The sequence below is a fragment of the Streptococcus infantis genome, assembly GCF_001579645.1.
Taxonomy (GTDB): Bacteria; Bacillota; Bacilli; order Lactobacillales; family Streptococcaceae; genus Streptococcus; species Streptococcus infantis_E.
This window is the reverse complement of record NZ_KQ970822.1, coordinates 64,371-83,381: the sequence shown is the minus strand read 5'-3', so window position 1 is coordinate 83,381 and position 19,011 is coordinate 64,371. Positions and strand designations below refer to the sequence as shown.

Annotated in this window: 22 protein-coding genes and 2 pseudogenes; 18 read left to right on the top strand and 6 right to left on the bottom strand. The window is 39.0% G+C overall.

The annotated features are described in order from the left end of the window. The first annotated feature begins 39 nt into the window (after positions 1–39). Genes SINDD18_RS07685 through SINDD18_RS07675 form a run of 3 tightly spaced genes read left to right on the top strand, consistent with a single transcriptional unit; the run spans position 40 to position 3,161 of the window. Positions 40–1,413: a M20 family metallopeptidase gene (locus tag SINDD18_RS07685; RefSeq protein WP_061863706.1), complete on the top strand. Its 1,374-nt coding sequence runs from the start codon at positions 40–42 to the stop codon at positions 1,411–1,413. Further along, positions 1,406–2,467, top strand: a complete 1,062-nt coding sequence (locus SINDD18_RS07680; RefSeq protein WP_061863705.1) for a methionine ABC transporter ATP-binding protein — start codon at positions 1,406–1,408, stop codon at positions 2,465–2,467. The genes SINDD18_RS07685 and SINDD18_RS07680 overlap by 8 nt, the downstream gene beginning before the upstream one ends. Before the next feature lies 1 nt (position 2,468). Beyond that, entirely contained in the window at positions 2,469–3,161 is a 693-nt protein-coding gene (locus SINDD18_RS07675; protein ID WP_004250431.1) for a methionine ABC transporter permease, read from the top strand. A 207-nt stretch (positions 3,162–3,368) separates the two neighbouring features. Here the strand turns inward: SINDD18_RS07675 and SINDD18_RS07670 are convergent, their stop codons facing one another. Then, the gene (locus SINDD18_RS07670) at positions 3,369–3,938 is read right to left on the bottom strand and encodes an MptD family putative ECF transporter S component (RefSeq protein WP_061863704.1); all 570 of its coding nucleotides are present in this window, start codon (positions 3,936–3,938) and stop codon (positions 3,369–3,371) included. Positions 3,939–4,069: 131 nt separating this feature from the next. Between SINDD18_RS07670 and SINDD18_RS07665 the strand changes: the two genes are divergently transcribed. From SINDD18_RS07665 to SINDD18_RS07600, 14 genes and pseudogenes are all read left to right on the top strand, one after another. After that, positions 4,070–4,921 (top strand): Rgg/GadR/MutR family transcriptional regulator, encoded by an 852-nt coding sequence (locus SINDD18_RS07665; RefSeq protein ID WP_049526404.1) that lies wholly within the window; start codon positions 4,070–4,072, stop codon positions 4,919–4,921. A 189-nt stretch (positions 4,922–5,110) separates the two neighbouring features. Next, positions 5,111–6,358 carry a hypothetical protein gene (locus tag SINDD18_RS07660; RefSeq protein WP_061863703.1) on the top strand — a complete coding sequence of 416 codons (1,248 nt, stop codon included), beginning with the start codon at positions 5,111–5,113 and terminating at the stop codon, positions 6,356–6,358. Between the two features lie 80 nt (positions 6,359–6,438). Beyond that, a complete protein-coding gene (gene hisS, locus SINDD18_RS07655; protein WP_049526407.1) occupies positions 6,439–7,719 on the top strand; it encodes a histidine--tRNA ligase in 1,281 nt (426 codons plus the stop codon). Beyond that, positions 7,719–8,187 (top strand): annotated as a pseudogene (locus tag SINDD18_RS11610) (hypothetical protein). The gene hisS and the pseudogene SINDD18_RS11610 overlap by 1 nt, the downstream one beginning before the upstream one ends. 9 nt (positions 8,188–8,196) lie before the next feature. Then, a complete protein-coding gene (locus SINDD18_RS07645; protein WP_001176235.1) occupies positions 8,197–8,403 on the top strand; it encodes a helix-turn-helix transcriptional regulator in 207 nt (68 codons plus the stop codon). Next, positions 8,403–8,603 (top strand): hypothetical protein, encoded by a 201-nt coding sequence (locus SINDD18_RS07640; protein ID WP_061863702.1) that lies wholly within the window; start codon positions 8,403–8,405, stop codon positions 8,601–8,603. The genes SINDD18_RS07645 and SINDD18_RS07640 overlap by 1 nt, the downstream gene beginning before the upstream one ends. Further along, complete coding sequence (locus SINDD18_RS07635) at positions 8,603–8,806, top strand: hypothetical protein (RefSeq protein WP_049526412.1); 204 nt, start codon at positions 8,603–8,605, stop codon at positions 8,804–8,806. Before SINDD18_RS07640 ends, SINDD18_RS07635 begins: the two co-directional genes overlap by 1 nt. Next, complete coding sequence (locus SINDD18_RS07630) at positions 8,803–9,153, top strand: PspC domain-containing protein (protein WP_061863701.1); 351 nt, start codon at positions 8,803–8,805, stop codon at positions 9,151–9,153. Before SINDD18_RS07635 ends, SINDD18_RS07630 begins: the two co-directional genes overlap by 4 nt. A 6-nt stretch (positions 9,154–9,159) precedes the next feature. Next, positions 9,160–9,888: a DUF3169 family protein gene (locus SINDD18_RS07625; RefSeq protein ID WP_431305826.1), complete on the top strand. Its 729-nt coding sequence runs from the start codon at positions 9,160–9,162 to the stop codon at positions 9,886–9,888. A 55-nt stretch (positions 9,889–9,943) separates the two neighbouring features. Continuing rightward, complete coding sequence (locus tag SINDD18_RS07620) at positions 9,944–10,657, top strand: DUF3169 family protein (protein ID WP_241497358.1); 714 nt, start codon at positions 9,944–9,946, stop codon at positions 10,655–10,657. Positions 10,658–10,666: 9 nt separating this feature from the next. Then, positions 10,667–11,308 carry a CPBP family intramembrane glutamic endopeptidase gene (locus SINDD18_RS07615; RefSeq protein ID WP_060955101.1) on the top strand — a complete coding sequence of 214 codons (642 nt, stop codon included), beginning with the start codon at positions 10,667–10,669 and terminating at the stop codon, positions 11,306–11,308. Between the two features lie 18 nt (positions 11,309–11,326). Further along, entirely contained in the window at positions 11,327–11,542 is a 216-nt protein-coding gene (locus SINDD18_RS07610; protein WP_000832173.1) for a hypothetical protein, read from the top strand. Between the two features lie 148 nt (positions 11,543–11,690). Continuing rightward, complete coding sequence (gene aspS, locus SINDD18_RS07605; protein WP_061863699.1) at positions 11,691–13,454, top strand: aspartate--tRNA ligase; 1,764 nt, start codon at positions 11,691–11,693, stop codon at positions 13,452–13,454. Then, positions 13,432–14,373: a YitT family protein gene (locus SINDD18_RS07600; RefSeq protein WP_000814911.1), complete on the top strand. Its 942-nt coding sequence runs from the start codon at positions 13,432–13,434 to the stop codon at positions 14,371–14,373. Before aspS ends, SINDD18_RS07600 begins: the two co-directional genes overlap by 23 nt. Before the next feature lie 89 nt (positions 14,374–14,462). Here SINDD18_RS07600 and SINDD18_RS07595 read toward each other — a convergent pair whose 3' ends face one another. Genes SINDD18_RS07595 through SINDD18_RS07585 form a run of 3 tightly spaced genes read right to left on the bottom strand, consistent with a single transcriptional unit; the run spans position 14,463 to position 16,390 of the window. Then, on the bottom strand, positions 14,463–14,984 hold the full coding sequence (locus SINDD18_RS07595; protein WP_061863698.1) for an ATP-binding protein: 522 nt from the start codon (positions 14,982–14,984) through the stop codon (positions 14,463–14,465). Position 14,985: 1 nt separating this feature from the next. Continuing rightward, complete coding sequence (locus SINDD18_RS07590; protein ID WP_061863697.1) at positions 14,986–15,369, bottom strand: ASCH domain-containing protein; 384 nt, start codon at positions 15,367–15,369, stop codon at positions 14,986–14,988. Beyond that, complete coding sequence (locus SINDD18_RS07585) at positions 15,347–16,390, bottom strand: hypothetical protein (RefSeq protein WP_061863696.1); 1,044 nt, start codon at positions 16,388–16,390, stop codon at positions 15,347–15,349. The genes SINDD18_RS07590 and SINDD18_RS07585 overlap by 23 nt, the downstream gene beginning before the upstream one ends. A gap of 260 nt (positions 16,391–16,650) precedes the next feature. Here SINDD18_RS07585 and SINDD18_RS11410 point away from each other — a divergent pair. Beyond that, a pseudogene (locus tag SINDD18_RS11410) lies at positions 16,651–16,949 on the top strand (IS630 family transposase); the annotation flags it as partial. A 77-nt stretch (positions 16,950–17,026) separates the two neighbouring features. On the opposite strand, the gene SINDD18_RS07575 reads toward SINDD18_RS11410, so the two are convergent. Then, on the bottom strand, positions 17,027–18,013 hold the full coding sequence (locus SINDD18_RS07575; RefSeq protein WP_061863694.1) for a LacI family DNA-binding transcriptional regulator: 987 nt from the start codon (positions 18,011–18,013) through the stop codon (positions 17,027–17,029). Between the two features lie 9 nt (positions 18,014–18,022). Further along, positions 18,023–18,823 (bottom strand): DUF1189 domain-containing protein, encoded by an 801-nt coding sequence (locus SINDD18_RS07570; protein WP_061863693.1) that lies wholly within the window; start codon positions 18,821–18,823, stop codon positions 18,023–18,025. Positions 18,824–19,011: the final 188 nt, after the last annotated feature.

The window sequence follows — 19,011 nt, the reverse complement described above, 5'->3', positions numbered from 1 at the left end:
TTCCAAAGGTACAAGTCCTAGTAGAAAGGTAGAGAGAAAATGGTTTTCCCTAGCCAAGAAGAACAAATTGAAAAGTTTGAAAAGGATCATGTAGCGCAACATTACTTTGAAGTTTTGCGGACCTTGATTTCTAAAAAATCAGTCTTTGCCCAACAAGTCGGCCTTAAAGAGGTGGCTCGTTATCTAGGCGAGATCTTCAAGCGTGTAGGTGCAGAGGTCGAGATTGATGAGAGTTATACGGCACCCTTTGTCATGGCGCATTTTAAAAGTTCACGCCCAAATGCCAAGACTATCATTTTCTACAACCACTATGACACAGTACCTGCGGATAGCGACCAAGTCTGGATAGAGGATCCATTTACGCTTTCTGTGCGTGATGGCATCATGTATGGACGCGGGGTTGATGATGACAAGGGACATATCACTGCCCGCTTGAGTGCTCTTAGAAAATACATGCAGCATCATGATGATCTACCAGTCAATATCAGTTTCATCATGGAAGGAGCTGAAGAGTCTGCCTCTATGGACTTGGATAAATATCTAGAAAAACATGCGGACAAGCTTCGTGGTGCAGATTTATTGGTCTGGGAACAAGGAACCAAAAATGCCTTGGAACAGCTAGAAATCTCTGGTGGGAACAAAGGAATTGTAACCTTTGATGCCAAGGTCAAGAGTGCCGATGTGGATATCCACTCTAGCTATGGCGGTATTGTAGAGTCAGCGCCTTGGTATCTGATTCAAGCCTTGACCAGTTTGCGAGCTGCAGATGGGCGTATTTTAGTTGAGGGCTTGTACGATGAGGTTCAAGAGCCTAACGAACGAGAGTTAGCCTTGGTTGAAACCTATGCCCAACGCAATCCAGAGGAAATCAGCCAGATTTATGGCTTGGAATTGCCACTTTTACAAGAGGAACGTACAGCCTTTCTAAAGCGTTTCTTCTTTGAACCAGCACTCAATATCGAAGGAATTCAGTCTGGTTATCAGGGGCAAGGAGTTAAAACGATTCTACCAGCAGAGGCTAGTGCCAAGCTAGAAGTTCGTTTGGTTCCTGGCTTGGACCCACATGATGTTTTGGATAAAATCCGGAAACAACTAGACAAAAACGGCTTTGATAAGGTAGAATTATACTATACCTTGGGTGAGATGAGTTATCGAAGCGATATGAGTGCACCATCTATTCTCAATGTTATTGAGTTGGCCAAGAAATTCTATCCACAGGGCGTTTCAGTCTTACCAACAACTGCTGGGACAGGACCTATGCATACGGTCTTTGATGCCTTAGAAGTACCTATGGTTGCCTTTGGTCTAGGAAATGCTAATAGCCGAGACCATGGTGGAGACGAGAATGTACGAATCGCCGATTATTACACCCATATTGAATTAGTAGAGGAGCTGATTAGAAGCTATGAGTAGAGATATTATCAAGTTAGATCAGATCGATGTGACTTTTCACCAAAAGAAAAGAACCATCACAGCGGTCAAGGATGTGACTATTCACATCCAAGAAGGGGATATCTACGGAATCGTTGGATATTCTGGAGCAGGGAAATCAACCCTAGTTCGTGTGATTAACCTCTTGCAAAAACCATCTGCAGGTCGAATTACTGTAGATAATGATGTAATTTTTGATGGCAAGGTTACCTTAACTGCTGAGCAATTACGACATAAACGTCAAGATATCGGGATGATTTTCCAACACTTTAACCTGATGAGCCAGAAAACAGCAGAGGAAAATGTAGCCTTTGCCCTTAAACACTCTGGACTCAGCAAGGAAGAAAAGAAGGCTAAAGTAGCTAAGTTGTTGGACTTGGTGGGCTTGGCTGACCGTGCCGAAAACTATCCTTCACAACTATCTGGAGGTCAAAAACAACGTGTGGCTATTGCGCGTGCCTTGGCTAATGATCCAAAAATCCTGATTTCAGACGAGTCAACTTCAGCTCTTGATCCAAAGACAACGAAACAAATCTTGTCACTCTTGCAAGAATTGAACCGTAAACTAGGTTTGACCATTGTCTTGATTACACACGAGATGCAGATTGTCAAAGATATTGCTAACCGTGTAGCAGTGATGCAGGATGGTCGCTTGATTGAAGAAGGTAGCGTTCTTGAAATCTTCTCAGATCCTAAGCAACCATTAACTCAGGACTTTATCTCAACTGCGACAGGTATCGATGAAGCTATGGTCAAGATTGAGAAACAAGAAATCGTAGAGCACTTATCTGAAAACAGCATTTTGGTACAACTCAAGTATGCAGGCGCTTCTACAGATGAACCACTTCTGAATGAATTGTACAAGCACTACCAAGTAACAGCCAATATTCTCTATGGAAACATTGAAATTTTGGATGGTACTCCTGTAGGTGAACTTGTGGTTGTCTTGTCAGGAGAAAAAGAAGCCTTGATAAGCGCTCAAGATGCCATTCGTCAGGCTGGTGTGCAACTAAAAGTATTGAAGGGAGGACAGTAAGATGGCAGAATTGATTAAAGCATACTTACCAAACGTCTATAAGATGGGTTGGTCTGGTCAGGCTGGCTGGGGAACAGCAATTTACTTGACCCTTTATATGACGGTTCTTTCCTTCATCATCGGAGGTTTCCTAGGGCTGGTTGCAGGGCTTTTCCTTGTCTTGACAGCTCCAGGTGGTGTCTTGGAAAATAAAGTTGTTTTCTGGATTTTGGACAAGATTACCTCTATCTTCCGTGCGGTGCCATTCATCATTCTCTTGGCTGTCTTGTCACCCTTCTCTCATCTAATCGTAGGGACAAGTATCGGACCAAATGCGGCTATTGTACCCCTATCTTTTGCAGTCTTTGCCTTCTTTGCTCGTCAGGTGCAAGTAGTCTTGGCAGAGCTTGACGGAGGGGTTATCGAGGCAGCTCAAGCTAGCGGAGCTACTTTCTGGGACATCGTAGGTGTTTACCTTTCAGAAGGTCTACCAGACTTGATCCGTGTGACAACTGTGACCTTGATTTCACTAGTTGGTGAAACAGCTATGGCGGGAGCGGTCGGAGCAGGTGGTATCGGTAACGTAGCTATCGCCTATGGATTTAATCGTTTCAATCATGATGTGACAGTCCTTGCGACTCTCATCATTATCCTGATTATCTTTACAATTCAGTTCTTGGGAGACTTTTTGACCAAGAAATTAAGTCATAAATAAAAAAAGAGCCAGCTGGCTCTCAGATTGAAGAAAAAGTCCGTTGTGGACAATTTTCTTCAATCTTTTTCTTTTATTAGAGAAAATAAAAAAACTCTTAAAAATAGCATGTTTCAGCATTTCTAAGAGTTTTCAAGATGTAGTAACTAAGCTCCTTTAATTACCGAAAGGGTTTGTCAATCTACTGAGAGCTGTGTGGCTCTTTTTCTATCACATTTTGTCTGCAAACTTCTTACTAAGTTTTTGTCCGATCAAGGCACCGAGTAGAGCACCGATAAGGACGCTTGCTACAAAGAGAAGAATGGTAATGAGATTTGGCGCAACCATGATGCGATCAATATAGTTCTGAGATTTTCCACGAGCAACTAGGGTTGCTATGTAAGCTTGAGGTGTCAACCACATGAGTAGGATGGGACCAGTAGTACCAAAAGCAAAAACTAGGAAGGAAAGAAGGTTCTTGACCTTATCTTTGTAGTGTCCAAGATGAGCAATGCCATCTGCTGCAAGACCGCAGATGATTCCTGGAAGAAAGGCACCAGCACCATGCTTGCTTCCGAGGAAAAAGAGAGAGATAACGAGCCCAATCGTAGTAATAGCTCCAAAACGAGGAACCTTTGCTAAAAGTATCATATAGACGCTACCACCCACAAGAGCAGAAAAGGCAGGGGCGTAAAACATATTTCCAGTGTGGTCGACAAGGTTTCCTAGTAGAACTCCTACTCCGATGCAGAGAAAGTAGACAAGGGCAGCTACAAGGGTCGTCAAGATATTCTTTTTCATAAATTCTCCTTCGTATATCTGATGTTTTTCATTGTACCATGCTTGGCTCAGATTGTAAATGCTGGTTTGGAACTAGTATTTATTAGGAAATGTGGTAAAATAGGAAAAAATAAAAGACGAGTGGTAAGAGGATGAAGAATTTAGGAAAAGTTTTTAAAGAGTTACGAGAATCAAGAAAAATTTCCTTGAGAAAAGCAACAGGTGGACGCTTTTCAGCATCCTTATTGTCGCGTTTTGAAAATGGTCAGAGTGAAATATCTGCTCCAAAGTTAATCACAGCTTTGGAGAATATTCATGCGAGTATGGAAGAATTGTTATTTTTGGCGAGAGGTTTTCATCAGGATGCCTATTCTGAATTTAGAAACAGAATAGTTGAGGCTATTGACCCTCAAGATTTGACATCCTTGCGCACTCTCTACCAGAGAGAGTATCAACAACTTCCTTTTTCAAAAGATAGACAGCAACACATTCTCAATGCGATTTTAATAAAATCTTATATGAAAGCCATTGATGAGACGGTTACATTGACCGCTGAGGAAGAAAGAGTCCTACATGATTATCTATTTTCTGTCGAAATTTGGGGACACTATGAATTGTTGTTCTTTTCTTCCTGCTCTCCTCTTTTATCGGTCCAGCTTTTTACAAAGTACACTCGAGAAATGTTGCGGAAGTCAGATTTCTTGCAAGGAGTTGGGAAAAATCGAAATATGATGCACACCTTGCTCCTCAATGGTTTTATGGCCTGTATTGAAGTTGATGATTTTACCAATGCCCTCTATTTCAAAAAACAAATTGAAAAGAACTTCTTTGAAGAAAATGAAACCTATTTTCGAATAGTCTACCTATGGGCAGAAGGTTTGCTTGATAGTAAGCAAGGAAGAGCGGAGGAAGGACAGAGAAAAATGGAGGACGCTGTTCGTATTTTTGAGATGATTGGTTGTAGCAGATCTGCTGACTATTATAGAAGCGCCATGAAGTGTTGAATATCTGCAACTAGATAAAATAACTTGAAACGATAGGACTGTGAAGATACTTATTAGCATTAGACAAATTCTATCGTTTTCGTTATCAGTTTAGTCTGTTGCATATATTCAAAAACGTCTTCTTGTAAGATTCTTGATGCTATACTAGAGCTACCATAAAAGTAGTATGTGAGAAAGAGAGGAATTTATATGAAACTATTACTAAGAAATCAAGCTTACAGAGTTTTGAGTTTATCACGATTTTTCAATGCTTTTGGAGCTTCCATTTTTAATTTAGTGTTTGTGGTCTATGCCTCGACTTTGCCAGAGGCTTCTGTTGCCGTTGCAATGGCGAATGTTGTGATGATGCTTCCAACTCTTTTTACAGTTTTTGTGGGAATTCGGGCAGATTATACCAAGGACAAGGTCAAATGGATGACCTATGTCGGTTTATTTCAGGCGGTTTTATTTTTTCTAGCAGCCCTAGTTGTTCAGCAAGCTAGTTTCTTTGCCTTTTCGACCCTTTGTCTCATCAATGTCATTAGTGATGTAGCTAGTGATTTTGCGGGTGGCTTGCGAATGCCTCTCGTTAAAGAAAAGGTAGCAGAGCAAGATTTGATGGAGGCTTACTCATTTTCCCAGTTTATTACCTATATTTCTGCTATTGGCGGCCAAGCTTTTGGAGTTTGGCTATTAGGGGTGTCAACACAGAACTTTTCGCTCGTAGCGGGAATCAATGCCATATTTTTCCTAGTATCAGCTCTCATTCTCTTTTTAGGAAGGGCTGAATTAAGCTTATCAACTCCACTTGTTGATAGTAAATCACTGAAAAATGAGAAACTTTCTATCAAAGATCAATTTTTAACGATTTATCGAAACTTACGTCTCGTTTTTCTTAAAAGTGGACAGAAAAACTTTGGTTTTATGCTCTTTGCTATCTTGCTTATCAATGCTTTGGGTGGTGCCTTAGGTGGTATCTATAACATCTTCCTTTTAAATCATTCCTTACTGAATTTTTCCTACAAGGATGCATTGTTTATCTTACAATTGATTACCTTATTAGCAGTTATCATCAGTAGTCTTACGGGAAATGATTATTTTGGGAAGCAATCTTTGCCTAAATTGATGATGTGGGTCACATTAGGAGCCAGTCTAGTTGGTCTATCTAATTTGTTAAACCAAGTCTTGCTCGGGATGCTTTTCGTCTTTTTTACCATGTATATCTCTGGTAAAATTTCCCCTAAAATTAGTTCCATGCTGCTGAAAAATCTTGCTCCAGAGGTTCTCTCTCGCACTAGTAATTTTTTAGGTTTGTTGTTTACTCTATCCATACCAGTGGGGACGGCCTGTTTTTCACTGGTGGCGGTATGGGATATACAGTTGACTTGGATACTTTTCGTAGGTCTTTCTCTGATAGCTATTCTTCTGACAAGTCTCAATCTCAAAAATGAAATTTAGGTGTTCGTCTTCTTTTCAGACTGTCCCAATCCCTTCATTTATGGTAAAATAGGACTATTAAGTTATAAAGAGGATTCCCTATGAAATTACAAAAGCCAAAAGGAACGCAGGATATTTTACCTGCTGAGTCTGCCAAATGGCAGTACGTTGAAGGATTTGCGCGTGAAATCTTCAAACGCTACAACTATGCAGAAGTACGCACGCCTATTTTTGAGCACTACGAAGTCATCAGTCGTTCGGTTGGAGACACAACTGATATCGTAACCAAGGAAATGTATGACTTTTACGACAAGGGTGACCGCCATATCACTCTCCGTCCAGAGGGAACAGCACCAGTTGTTCGTTCTTATGTGGAAAATAAACTCTTCGCACCAGAAGTTCAAAAACCAAGCAAGTTCTACTACATGGGGCCAATGTTCCGCTATGAGCGTCCACAAGCAGGTCGCTTGCGCCAGTTCCACCAGATTGGTGTGGAGTGCTTTGGATCAAGTAATCCAGCCACAGATGTGGAAACGATCGCTATGGCAGCCCACTTTTTGAAAGCAATCGGTGTTCAAGGTGTCAAACTCCACCTCAACACTCTTGGAAATCCCGAAAGTCGTGCGGCCTACCGTCAAGCCTTGATTGACTATTTGACACCACTTAAGGAGACCTTGTCTAAGGATAGCCAACGTCGCTTGGAGGAAAATCCTCTCCGTGTTTTGGACTCTAAGGAAAAAGAAGACAAGGTGGCAGTAGAGAATGCGCCGTCTATCTTGGATTACCTTGATGAAGAAAGCCAAGCCCACTTTGCTGCTGTCCGTCAGATGCTGGAAAATCTTGGAGTAGATTACATCATCGATACCAATATGGTTCGTGGTTTGGACTACTACAACCACACGATTTTTGAATTCATCACTGAGATTGAGGGCAATGCCTTGACAGTCTGTGCAGGTGGTCGCTACGATGGCTTGGTTGCCTATTTTGGTGGTCCTGAGACTGCTGGATTTGGTTTTGGACTTGGTGTAGAGCGTCTGCTTCTCATCCTTGAAAAGCAAGGTGTGTCTCTCCCTATCGAAAACGCCCTAGATGTCTATATCGCCGTTCTCGGTGAAGGAGCAAATCTTAAAGCCTTGGAGTTGGTACAAGCTCTTCGCCTACAAGGTTTCAAAGCAGAGCGTGATTACCTCAACCGTAAACTCAAAGCGCAATTCAAGTCAGCCGATGTTTTTGCTGCTAAGACTCTTATCACTCTTGGAGAGAGCGAAGTCGAAAGCGGACAAGTGACAGTCAAGAACAACCAAACTCGAGAAGAAGTTCAAGTTTCACTTGAAACAATCAGCCAAAACTTCTCAGAAATCTTTGCAAAATTAGGATTTTAATAACAGATAAACTGGTCAGGATCTTACTCCTGACCTTTTTCTTTTGCAAAATGACAAAAATCCTAAACTTTTTGACAAAGATACTTGTCAAAAATAAAAAGATGTGTTACAATGAAATCAAGTTAAAGAAAAGTACAGCAGAAAGGAACGATTATGTGGGCATTGGGATTTGTACCTCTTGTGATTATGTTTTGTATCTACCATTCTCAAAAGGTCAAGAAACTAGGGAATAAAATCAAAAAGTTTGAGCGAAAAGAGAAAGGAAATACAGAAATGTCAAGATTATTAAAAGAAATGATTGGGAGAACGCCGGTCATCGTTGGACAATTATTTGGAACAGATAACTGGGAAGTTGTGGATGTTGATGAGGAATGGATCAAGCTACGACGTGTAGATAAAAAGGGAAAAGAAAAATTCAAACTACAACGTATTGAGGATATTCAAACGATTCAATTTGACGGAGAGTAGGTGTGTAACATGCAACTAAAAAATCGTCTAAAAGAGCTTCGGGCTCGCGATGGCCTGAATCAAACTGAACTGGCCAAGCTAGCAGGCGTATCCAGGCAAACCATCAGTCTATTGGAGCGGGATGAGTACACGCCCTCCATCGTCATTGCTCTGAAGATTGCTCAGATCTTTAATGAGCCAGTCGAGTCAGTTTTTCGCTTAGAGGAGGATGAGTGATGAACAAGTATAAAGTGATTTATTATCTATGTATCGTTGTGTTTATCGTGAATCTTTTGGCTATGATTGGAACCCTATTTGGTTGGTTTACGATCGTTGAAAGTAAATATCTCTTCTGGATAAATTTAGTGCTACTATTAGTCTTTAGATGGGTAGAGAGAAAGATAAAATTCAAAGAGCTCGTAAAAGGAGAGAAATGATGTTGAGATATAAACTGCTCTATTATGTAGCACTTGTAGCTTTATTGGTGAGCGTGTTTCTAATTATTGGGACAGACTTAGGCTGGTTTAATCTGTATCAAAGTGAGCAATTCTTTTGGATTTACTTTGGCCTCATCCCGGTAGTTGAATGGATTGAAAAGAAATCAAAAGGTTTAGAAGTTGTAAGAGGAGAAGAATTATGAAAGAATTTTTAGCAGGTTTTCAAGTAGATACTGGAGACAAAGTACTTGCAGGGGTCTGTGCAGGTTTAGGAAACTATTTTAACATCCAAACCAACATCGTTCGTTTGGTGACGCTCTTCTTGTTTCTCTCTTCGACGGAGATTGGGATTATAACAGTGGCTCTCTATGCTTATCTAGCAGGTTGGCTAGGTAAAGAGCCATTAGGAGATGGAGCGAAAAAAGCAAGAAACCAAGCTATTCTCTTATTTGTTGTTTGTTTGCTTTTGGTGTCGCTTGGAGCAGAAGGTTTGACAGCTATTTTTGAATCAGGTAAAGCCTTTGGTCAGTGGTTGGCTGGCTTGGTTTAGAGGGGGATGAAAATGAAAAAGAAACGAGTGCTATATTTCTTATTATTGTTTATATCAGCATTTATTACAGGTATGTTTATGGGACGTGCTTTGGCAATGGGAGTCAGTTTCAATCTAACAGATTTGATTCCTTGGTTTTCTGGCTCTAGTTTATTATTGGCATTGATTAGTATCCTTTTGGCTTTCAATTTCCTAAAGAAAAGTAGGGAATTTCACTCCTTGTATCAAGAGGAAATGGATGATAATCTGAATGAAACCTATTATGTGCAAATGTATCGAAATCTTGAGTTTGGAACAATTGCTTCTAACATAGTTTCAGTTACGACTTTGTTAGCATTTTTTATATCGGCGACTGAAGTGCTTATACTTGGTAATAGTTATCTAACTTTAGCACTCTCTTTTCTAGGGTTGATGTTGCTATTTGTTGTTCAAAAACATCTTTTGAAGACAATTTCTATTGTTCGTCAGTTTGATTTGGCATTTTTCTCCATGCCAAAGGATGTGTTAGATTATGTCAATTCTTACGATGAAGGAGAGCGACAAGCTAATTTGGAACAGAGTTTTCGGATTTTATTCCAATTAAACCAATATATTTTACAAGGTTTGTATATTTTTATTACTATCGTTTCTGTGCTTACAAGAGAAATTCAGTTATTAGCTCTTTTGGCCGTAGCGGTAGTCCATATTTATATCAATGTAATGCAAATACCTATGGTAAAACGTTATTTCAAATAGGAAAGATCACTGAAACTACTAAAGGTTATTGGCTAGTTTAGATAGAGGTCAGAAAATGAATAATAATCGTAGATGGTTGAGAGTAGTAATGTGTATGTTAAGTGCTTTTGTAGGAGTCTTTGCTTACACTCTTAGAGGTATAGTTGAACAGATTCAAATGTCACAAGTCTTACCTACTATTTATGGACTTGCTCTCGTTATTGGAGGACTTTCCTTCATCTTAGCCATGTATTATCTTGGTAAGAGTCGAGAAGTTTATACTCTTTATCAAAGGGGGACAGAGGAAGAAGATAGTGATCAGACTTATGTAAGAGCCTATCGTTACTTGGATTATGGTTCGGTTTCTTCCAATGTTTTGATGATAGCAATGATGACCAGTGGGATTATACTGATTTCTCCGATATTTAAGAATACCTTGCTAATTCTTCCAGCTCTTATTCTATTATGCTTATACATTATTGTTGCCAATTACTTGTTGCGAACTATTTTTATCGTTCGACACTATAAACTGTCTGCTTATTACACTCCAAAAGATATTTTAGATTATCTTAACAGTTATGATGAGGGAGAAAAGCAGGCAGAGATGGAGAGTGCCTTTTTAACTCTGTTTAGGCTGGATCAAATTTTACTGCCATCACTCTATTTTTTATTGATAGTATTATCAGTTGTTTTACGAGAAATACAAGTGGTTGCCTTAGTTCTTTTAGTTGTCATCCATATCTATATCAATGTTGCACATTTACGAAAAACAAAACGTTATTTTAAATAGGAGAATCTTATGAAAACACTTAAAAATATTGGCTGGTATAGTCTTACTTTCTTATCATTTATTATGGTCTATAGTTTTATTCAGGGCGTAGGCTTAGAAGCCATGAAAATGGGTGCGCCTGAATATGTTGCTGTCCCAATTTATGTCTTATTAGCAGGAATTTTCACCTTCGTTACCTACAAGTGGTATAAGACAGGAACCGTTACGATTGAAAAAACAGCCCTCAACAAATACATCTGGTTGCCTGCCTTGGTGTGGGCCCTTGTCATTGTTGCTCAATTCTTTTTGCCAAATGATCCATCAGTCAATCAACAGACGGCAGAACAATTGACTCATAATCAACCTCTCTTCGCTTTCTTCATGATAGTTGTCTTTGCGCCCCTGACAGAAGAGTTAACCTTTAGAGGTATGCTAGCTCGTTATGTCTTCCCTCAACAGGATAACATCAAGCAGACAGCTCTCTTTCTACTAGTAACAAGCATCATCTTTGCCCTCGTTCATTTCCCTGGAACTCCACAACAATTCCTAGTGTATGGTTCCCTCGGTTTGAGCTTGGGGTTGGCTTATATCAGCAAGGGTGGACTGGCTTACAGCATTGCTTTACATGCTTTAAATAATTTAATCGGATTTTTAATGATTCTCATGCTATAATAGACTCAGGAGGAAGTCATGAAACGAGTGATATTATTAGCAGTGATTCAGGCAGTTGTTCTCTTCTTTATCATTGGAGCGCTTGCCTATGCTTTTAAAGGGGATTTCTTTTATAACAATCTAGCAGTTATCTTTGCACCAATTGCAGGTATTATGCGATTTGCGACAGCCTATGCAACGGAGATTGTTCTCCCTAAAAAGGCTGCAGAGATTGCTGAAAAGCGTAAAAAATAAAGAAATACCAAGTAAAATAAGATCCAGCGAATGACTTTGCTGGATTTTTTCATTTATAGCAGGATTCTTCTCAACTTTTCTGATGATTTTCATGAAGAGCCTGCGCTTTTATGGTAAAATAGTAACAGAATAAAAGAGGAGAGAAAACATGAAACGTAGTATGTATGCTGGTCGTGTTCGTGAGGAGCACATCGGACAAGAAATTACCTTGAAAGGCTGGGTTGCCCGTCGTCGTGACCTTGGTGGGTTAATCTTTATCGACCTTCGTGATCGTGAAGGAATCATGCAGTTGGTTATCAACCCAGAAAAAGTATCTGCAGAGGTGATGGCAACAGCTGAAAGCCTTCGTAGTGAATTTGTCATCGAGGTGACTGGACAAGTTGCTGCACGTGAGCAGGCCAATGACAAGTTGGCGACTGGCTCAGTTGAATTGGATGTAACAGCTCTTACTGTACTTAACACAGCTAAAACAACACCATTTGAAATCAAGGATGGCATTGAAGCGAACGATGATACACGTCTACGTTACCGTTACCTTGACCTTCGTCGTCCAGAAATGTTAGAAAACCTTAAACTTCGTGCCAAGGTAACACATTCTATCCGTAACTACTTGGATGAGTTGGAATTTATCGACGTGGAAACACCGTTCCTTTCTAAATCAACGCCAGAAGGGGCGCGTGACTATTTGGTGCCATCTCGTGTTAATAAAGGGCATTTTTACGCTCTTCCTCAAAGTCCGCAGATTACAAAACAGTTGTTGATGAATGCTGGGTTTGATCGTTACTACCAAATCGTCAAATGTTTCCGTGACGAAGACTTGCGTGGTGACCGTCAGCCTGAGTTCACACAGGTCGACTTGGAAACTTCATTCTTGACTGAGCAAGAAATTCAAGACATTACAGAAGGCTTGATTGCGCGCGTGATGAAGGAAACAAAAGGCATCGAAGTGACACTGCCATTCCCTCGTATGAAGTATGATGATGCCATGGCTCTTTATGGTTCTGACAAGCCTGATACTCGTTTTGAGATGTTGCTTCAAGACTTGACAGATCTTGTCAAGGGTGTAGATTTCAAAGTCTTCTCAGAAGCTCCTGCGGTTAAAGCCATTGTTGTCAAAGGAGTAGCAGACAACTACTCACGTAAAGACATCGACAAGATGACTGAAGTAGCCAAGCAGTATGGGGCTAAAGGTCTTGCTTGGGTCAAGGTAGTTGATGGAGAATTAAATGGACCAGTTGCGAAATTCTTGACTGGTATCCAGTCTGATTTGACAGCAGCACTTGATCTTGAAGATAAGGACTTGGTTCTCTTTGTTGCTGATACGCTTGAAGTAGCCAATGCAACACTTGGTGCCCTTCGTGGACGTATTGCGAAAGAACTAGGCTTGATTGATAACGACAAATTCAACTTCCTTTGGGTTGTTGACTGGCCAATGTTTGAATGGTCTGAAGAAGAAGGCCGTTATATGAGTGCCCACCATCCATTTACCCTTCCTCAAGCAGAAACTGCTCATGAGCTTGAAGGTGATTTGGCCAAGGTTCGTGCCATTGCCTATGATATCGTATTGAATGGTTATGAACTTGGTGGTGGTAGTCTTCGTATCAACCAAAAAGAACTTCAAGAACGTATGTTCAAAGCTCTTGGCTTCTCAGCTGAAGAAGCAAATGACCAGTTTGGTTTCCTTTTGGAAGCTATGGACTATGGTTTCCCACCACACGGTGGTTTGGCTATCGGTCTTGACCGTTTTGTCATGTTGCTTGCTGGAGAAGAAAATATTCGCGAAGTCATCGCCTTTCCTAAGAACAATAAGGCAACTGACCCAATGACGCAAGCACCATCAACAGTAGCTCTTAAACAACTAGAGGAACTTAATCTACAAGTAGAACAAGATGAAACAAACGAAACTAACTAAAAAGTGGTACCATTATCTTCGCCGCTTTGCTTATCGAGTAAAGATTTTGCGTGTTTTACAAAGTATCTCTCGAGAAAAATACGATGAAAAAATCTCAGCTTCTCTGGTATATGGTTTTCTATCAGCAGTAGCCGTCAATTTCTTTTTCCAACCAGGGCACGTTTATTCAAGTGGTGCGACAGGTTTGGCCCAGATTATATCTGCCCTTAGTAACCACTGGTTTGGTTTTCATTTCCCGATATCGGTAGCCTTTTATGCCATCAATATTCCTCTCATGATTTTGGCTTGGTACCAAATTGGACATAAGTTCACGATTTTTACCTTTATCACGGTATCCATGAGCTCGCTCTTTATCCAGTTTGTGCCAGTGGTCGTCTTGACAGAGGACCCAATCATCAATGCCCTTTTTGGGGGTGTCGTTATGGGACTGGGGATCGGCTTTGCTTTACGTCATAACATCTCCAGTGGTGGAACAGACATTGTCAGCTTAACCATTCGTAAGAAGACTGGTCGTAACGTCGGAAGCATCTCTTTCTTGGTGAACGGTACAATTATGCTGATTGCTGGAGTGACCTTTGGTTGGAAATATGCCCTTTATTCCATGATTACCATCTTTGTCTCAAGTCGTGTGACAGATGCAGTTTTCACCAAGCAAAAACGCATGCAGGCTATGATTGTCACTAGTAATCCAGATGCCGTCATTGAGAAGATCCATAATAAATTGCATCGTGGAGCAACCATGATCCATGATGCTGAAGGAACTTATAACCACGAACGTAAGGCTGTTTTGATTACGGTTATCACTCGTGCAGAGTTCAATGATTTTAAACTGATCATGAAGCAAGTTGATCCAACAGCCTTTGTTTCTGTTTCAGAAAACGTTCATATCCTAGGCCGATTTGTTGAAGTCGAAAACTAGTCATAAAAAAACGCCAATAGAGAATAGCACCCCATAAGTTAGATTTTTGTTCAACTTATGGGGTGCTATTCATATTTTAAAATTCATCTCTAGACAATTAATAGATTTTTGAGTTCGTCTAATTTCGAATCATTATCATAAATAAAAATGGGAATATTTTTTAAACGAGAGAATTCCAAAGCTTGATTTTCCTCACTGTCTTGAAAAGACTCAATTAATTCTTGTTTCCAGTACTGATTATCCCTTTGCTCTAATCTCTCTCGAATAACGACAGGATGCTCTTTCTTCAATATAATTTTACGGATTTCCAAACCATCAAAAGTAGAAAAAGGTAATTTGACGATTTCCTTCGAATGATTTAAAAGTGTAAAATGTCCATCCAATATTACAACATCATTATCCTTAAATGGATAGGTCGCTAATTCTTGTTTCCACAGTTCTTGATTGTTAGTAATATTTTTTGTAAATTTATCGGATGACTGTATTTTATTTCCTGCTTGACGAATTAGGTCGCTGATTGATAAGGCAACAAATTGCATATCTTTTTTTAGATTTTCTAACAAAGTTGTTTTACCAACACCATGGACACCTACTAATAAAATATATTCCAAACTAGTACCTCCTTATATAACAAAAAGATTGAGGTGGCGCTTTTATCGTAGAATCAAATTCTGATAGTTCGAGATGTTTATTATATTCTTTAAATTTTTTAATCTGAATAGCAAAACCACTATCTCTATCTTTAAAATACTCATAGAAAAATTCTTCTGAAATACCAGATAGGTGCTTAGTATCACTCCATAATTTATCAATATTTTCTTCTAAAATAGTTTCAATTTCGAATTCTCCAACTACTTTACCATATGGCTTCGTTGCGTAAACGACAATAGAGGAAATGTCCGAACGCTTAAAAACTTTCTTTCGATATTCAAATTTTTTCCTCCCCTCTATAATTTCTTCTACGAACTCTGGTTTAATTGATAATAAAGCTTTCATTTATCTCACCCATTTCTAAGATATCTCTAAATTGATTATCCGATAACTCTACACAAGTCCATCGTTGAGCATTAATCCCAACAATATCTCTTAAGTCTCTCCGAATAATTCTTTTGTTCAAAGAGACATTATAGAGCATTTTTATAATATATTTAGGATACTGATTATGCCAAAATTTTTGCAATTCTTCTTGACTGAAAATTGTCCCCCTACCACAATATTCTCGGAAATTATCAAAATTTTCAAAATCTGTTATCTGCTTAACCTCGCTAACAGTACAGATTGTTGAAGCAACTGAGCTAAATTCTGCAGGTATGCCTTCTTCTGCAGTTCTGTATATAACAATATGGTCTCCAGGTCGCATTTCAGGCACCTGTCTAGCAGCACTAATATAAATCTTTTCACTAGAATTTGTTACGGACAAATCCTCGACATAGTGATGTATCTCAGTACGTAATTGAGATTCCGGGAACATCTTTGTATGATACCGAGGAAAAATAGAAAGTAAATATTTTTTCGTAGGGTATTGAAGTGATAAACGAGGGAAATCTCTGTAGATGTCATTAAAGACTTCCAAATTTTTATAATAAACTAATTCTCCATTATTCTTTGTCCCCCATTTCCGAAAACCAAATTTCTCAAAAAGATTAATTAAAGCTGTCTGTTTAGGAAATAAAGTAACATAAGTAAAATCGTGCTTATCATTCAACATTCTTCTTAAGATAATACTTAAGAAACGTTGTCCAAGAACAGTGCCATGAGGATTAATTTTAAAGGTTCCAATTTTCAAACGGCGTTGCATATCAAAAGAAGGAGTAATACTATCATCAGCCTCCTCTTCATCTTTAAGATACAAAAATCCCAATAATTGATTGTTATCTACTAAAACATAGGCGTCTTCTTCGCCTTTTCTACTAAGCCATGAATTGAATCCGGGATAGTCAGCCCTTAAAGAATTAAAAAAAGGATTATCAACATCAAGACTATCAATTCGAACCTTTTGAATCACATCGTTTGTCATAATTTACCTCTCAAAAATTGATATAATTAATTATAGCATAATTTTAAAATGCCCGTTAAAAATAATGTTCACAATTAGAGGGTTGATATCAATTATTACCTTGGGGAATAATTTTTAGCGGTAAAATTTTGTATATGTCTTTCAATATTCATACTAGACTAAAATCAAAAAAACATCTTATAATAGTTAGTTATGAAACTTACAAACGAAGAAATACAAAAAATTGAACAACTCCTAAGAGATTCATCGTACGCCAAATATCACAAACTTATCCAGATGACTATAATTTACTTGTCATGGTTAATGCTATATGGCATAAATCAAGTACCTTAGAGATTCCAAGTAATATTGAATTGGCATCCTACCTTATAGACCAAAAATGACTCCTATTGAACAAGTCTGGAAAGAAATTCTAAAAAGATGTTTTAAAAATAAAGCTTCTCAAACATTGGAAGCCGTCGTTGATAAGCTTCAAGAAGTTATTCAAGGACTGGAAAAAAGCGTTTTAAAGTCCACTGTCAGCAGACAATGGATGAGGCTTCTTTTTGAAAATAATTGAGTATTAAATATCACCCTATAAGTTAGAATTTCTTCACCTAACTTATAGGATGACATTTAAATATTCAGAGTTGGTTTTTATTTTTCAACGATTTCGTGTGCAATCACTTGACGATAGCAGATTTGACGATTTTCTTTGACATCATTGATGATTTGAAGAATCGTCTCAAACGAAGTGCGACCAAGAGCAAGACTATTAATATTGACATAGGCCGCTAGGTTTAATCTTGGATTAACAGAGTCAAAGCTGAGAACAGGGACATTAAGCTGATGTTCGTTGAGGTAGTTACAAACACCTTCAGCTAAGAGGCTATCTGTTGTGATAACAGCATCGGTTTTTGGATCGTATTCAAAAAGTTGTTTGCTAAAATTATATCCCTTTTCTTCAAGGAATTCATCAGCGAAAAAGGTACGATGGCTATCAAGATCTAGTTTGTGTTCTTGAAGGGCTTGCTCGTAACCTCTTAGACGATCCTGGGTAACGTAGAGTTTCTTGGTACCACCGATGAAAGCAATGTGGCCGCATCCTTTTTTGATGAAGTATTCGGCTGCATCAAATCCGGCTTGGATGTTATCGTTATCAACAAGTGGAATAAAAGGTGATAGTGATTTCCCAAGGATGAGGAAGGGAAATTGTTCTTCAGTAACGAGTTTAACCAAGGGGTCATTTTCTTGAGCATACAAGAAGATAAGACCGTCTACACGCTTTCCATAGACCATCTGTGAAATTGCATTTAAACGCTCTTTTTCGTCTTTTCCAGTTGCAATCTGGATGGCATAGTGATTTTCTGAAGCAACTTGTGCAATTCCTCTAAGGACAGAAGGAAAGAAAGGATTTTGATAGAAAACGTCTGAATCATCTGGAAGAACCAAGCCGATAACTTGCGTATAACTGCTAACCAGGCTTCGGGCATTAAGGTTAGGATGGTAGTTGAGTTCCTTCATTGCCTTTCGAACTCGTTTTTTTGTTTCATCGCTAATGGTTGATTTGTTTTGAATAACACGGGTTACGGTTGAGGGTGAGACCCCTGCAGCCTTGGCCACGTCTTTAATCGTAACAGGCATAATAATCTCCTACTTATGGTAGTCTGGATCACGGAAATGCGTTTTGTAAAAGATAGTGACCAGGTATAGAACAAATAAAATGTTTTGAACAGTAATCAAAGTTGCCATATTTTGGCCTAGGAGACCTAGAATCATGGCAAGTAAGGTTGGTAATCCTAAACAGTTCAAAATGAAATGATAGCACTCTTTATAGGTTTTAAATGAAAAGAGACGTGATTTTTTCGTAAAGTAGAGCAAGAGGCTAGAACCTAGAGCGACAATGAAAAAATTAAGCCCAAAGAGGAAGCTAGAACCTAACACAAGAAAGAGGCTAACATAGATACGATTCTGTTGATACCAGTCTTTAGAAATGGCTTGTGTTAAGCTTTCCTTGCTTTGGAAGCTCTCAGTCGTTATCGCGTGATAGCGAATGCTGGTCAATTCTTTTCCTTGCTTGCTGATGATGAGTTTCTCAGGTTCAAAGTTCAGAAGTAATTCCTCAGGGAAGTTTGAACTAGAAGGTTCTCCGATTTGGATAGAAGCTTGATGAGGAGATGAACCTGTATAGCTCAACTTACCATCTACAATCTTTGCATTGGCAGCCAAATCCTGAACCACACTATCCGTCAAAGGAGTGTAGACATCATCGATGAAAGTTTCTAAAGGATAAGTTTCCTGAGAACTGTTCTGGATGGCAATAGGGACCATAGATAAACTAATCAGGAAAATACTGGTAAAAATCAGTTGAAACCAGTTGAGACCAAAACGTTGAGATAGGGGCTTACGAAATCCCCAAATACTATTAAAATAAGAAAATGGATATGGTAACATAAATCTCTTTCTATAGGCATTTTTCTATATGAGTATTATATAGAGAAATGTGTTTAATTTCAAGTGGGGCAGCTACAATGCTGGTTGAAAGTAGGCTTTTAATAAAAATTATCAACTAGCCATGAGGGGATTTTCAATAAATTCTTGTTTTTCATCAGACTATATCAGCATAAGTTCAAAAAAGAAAA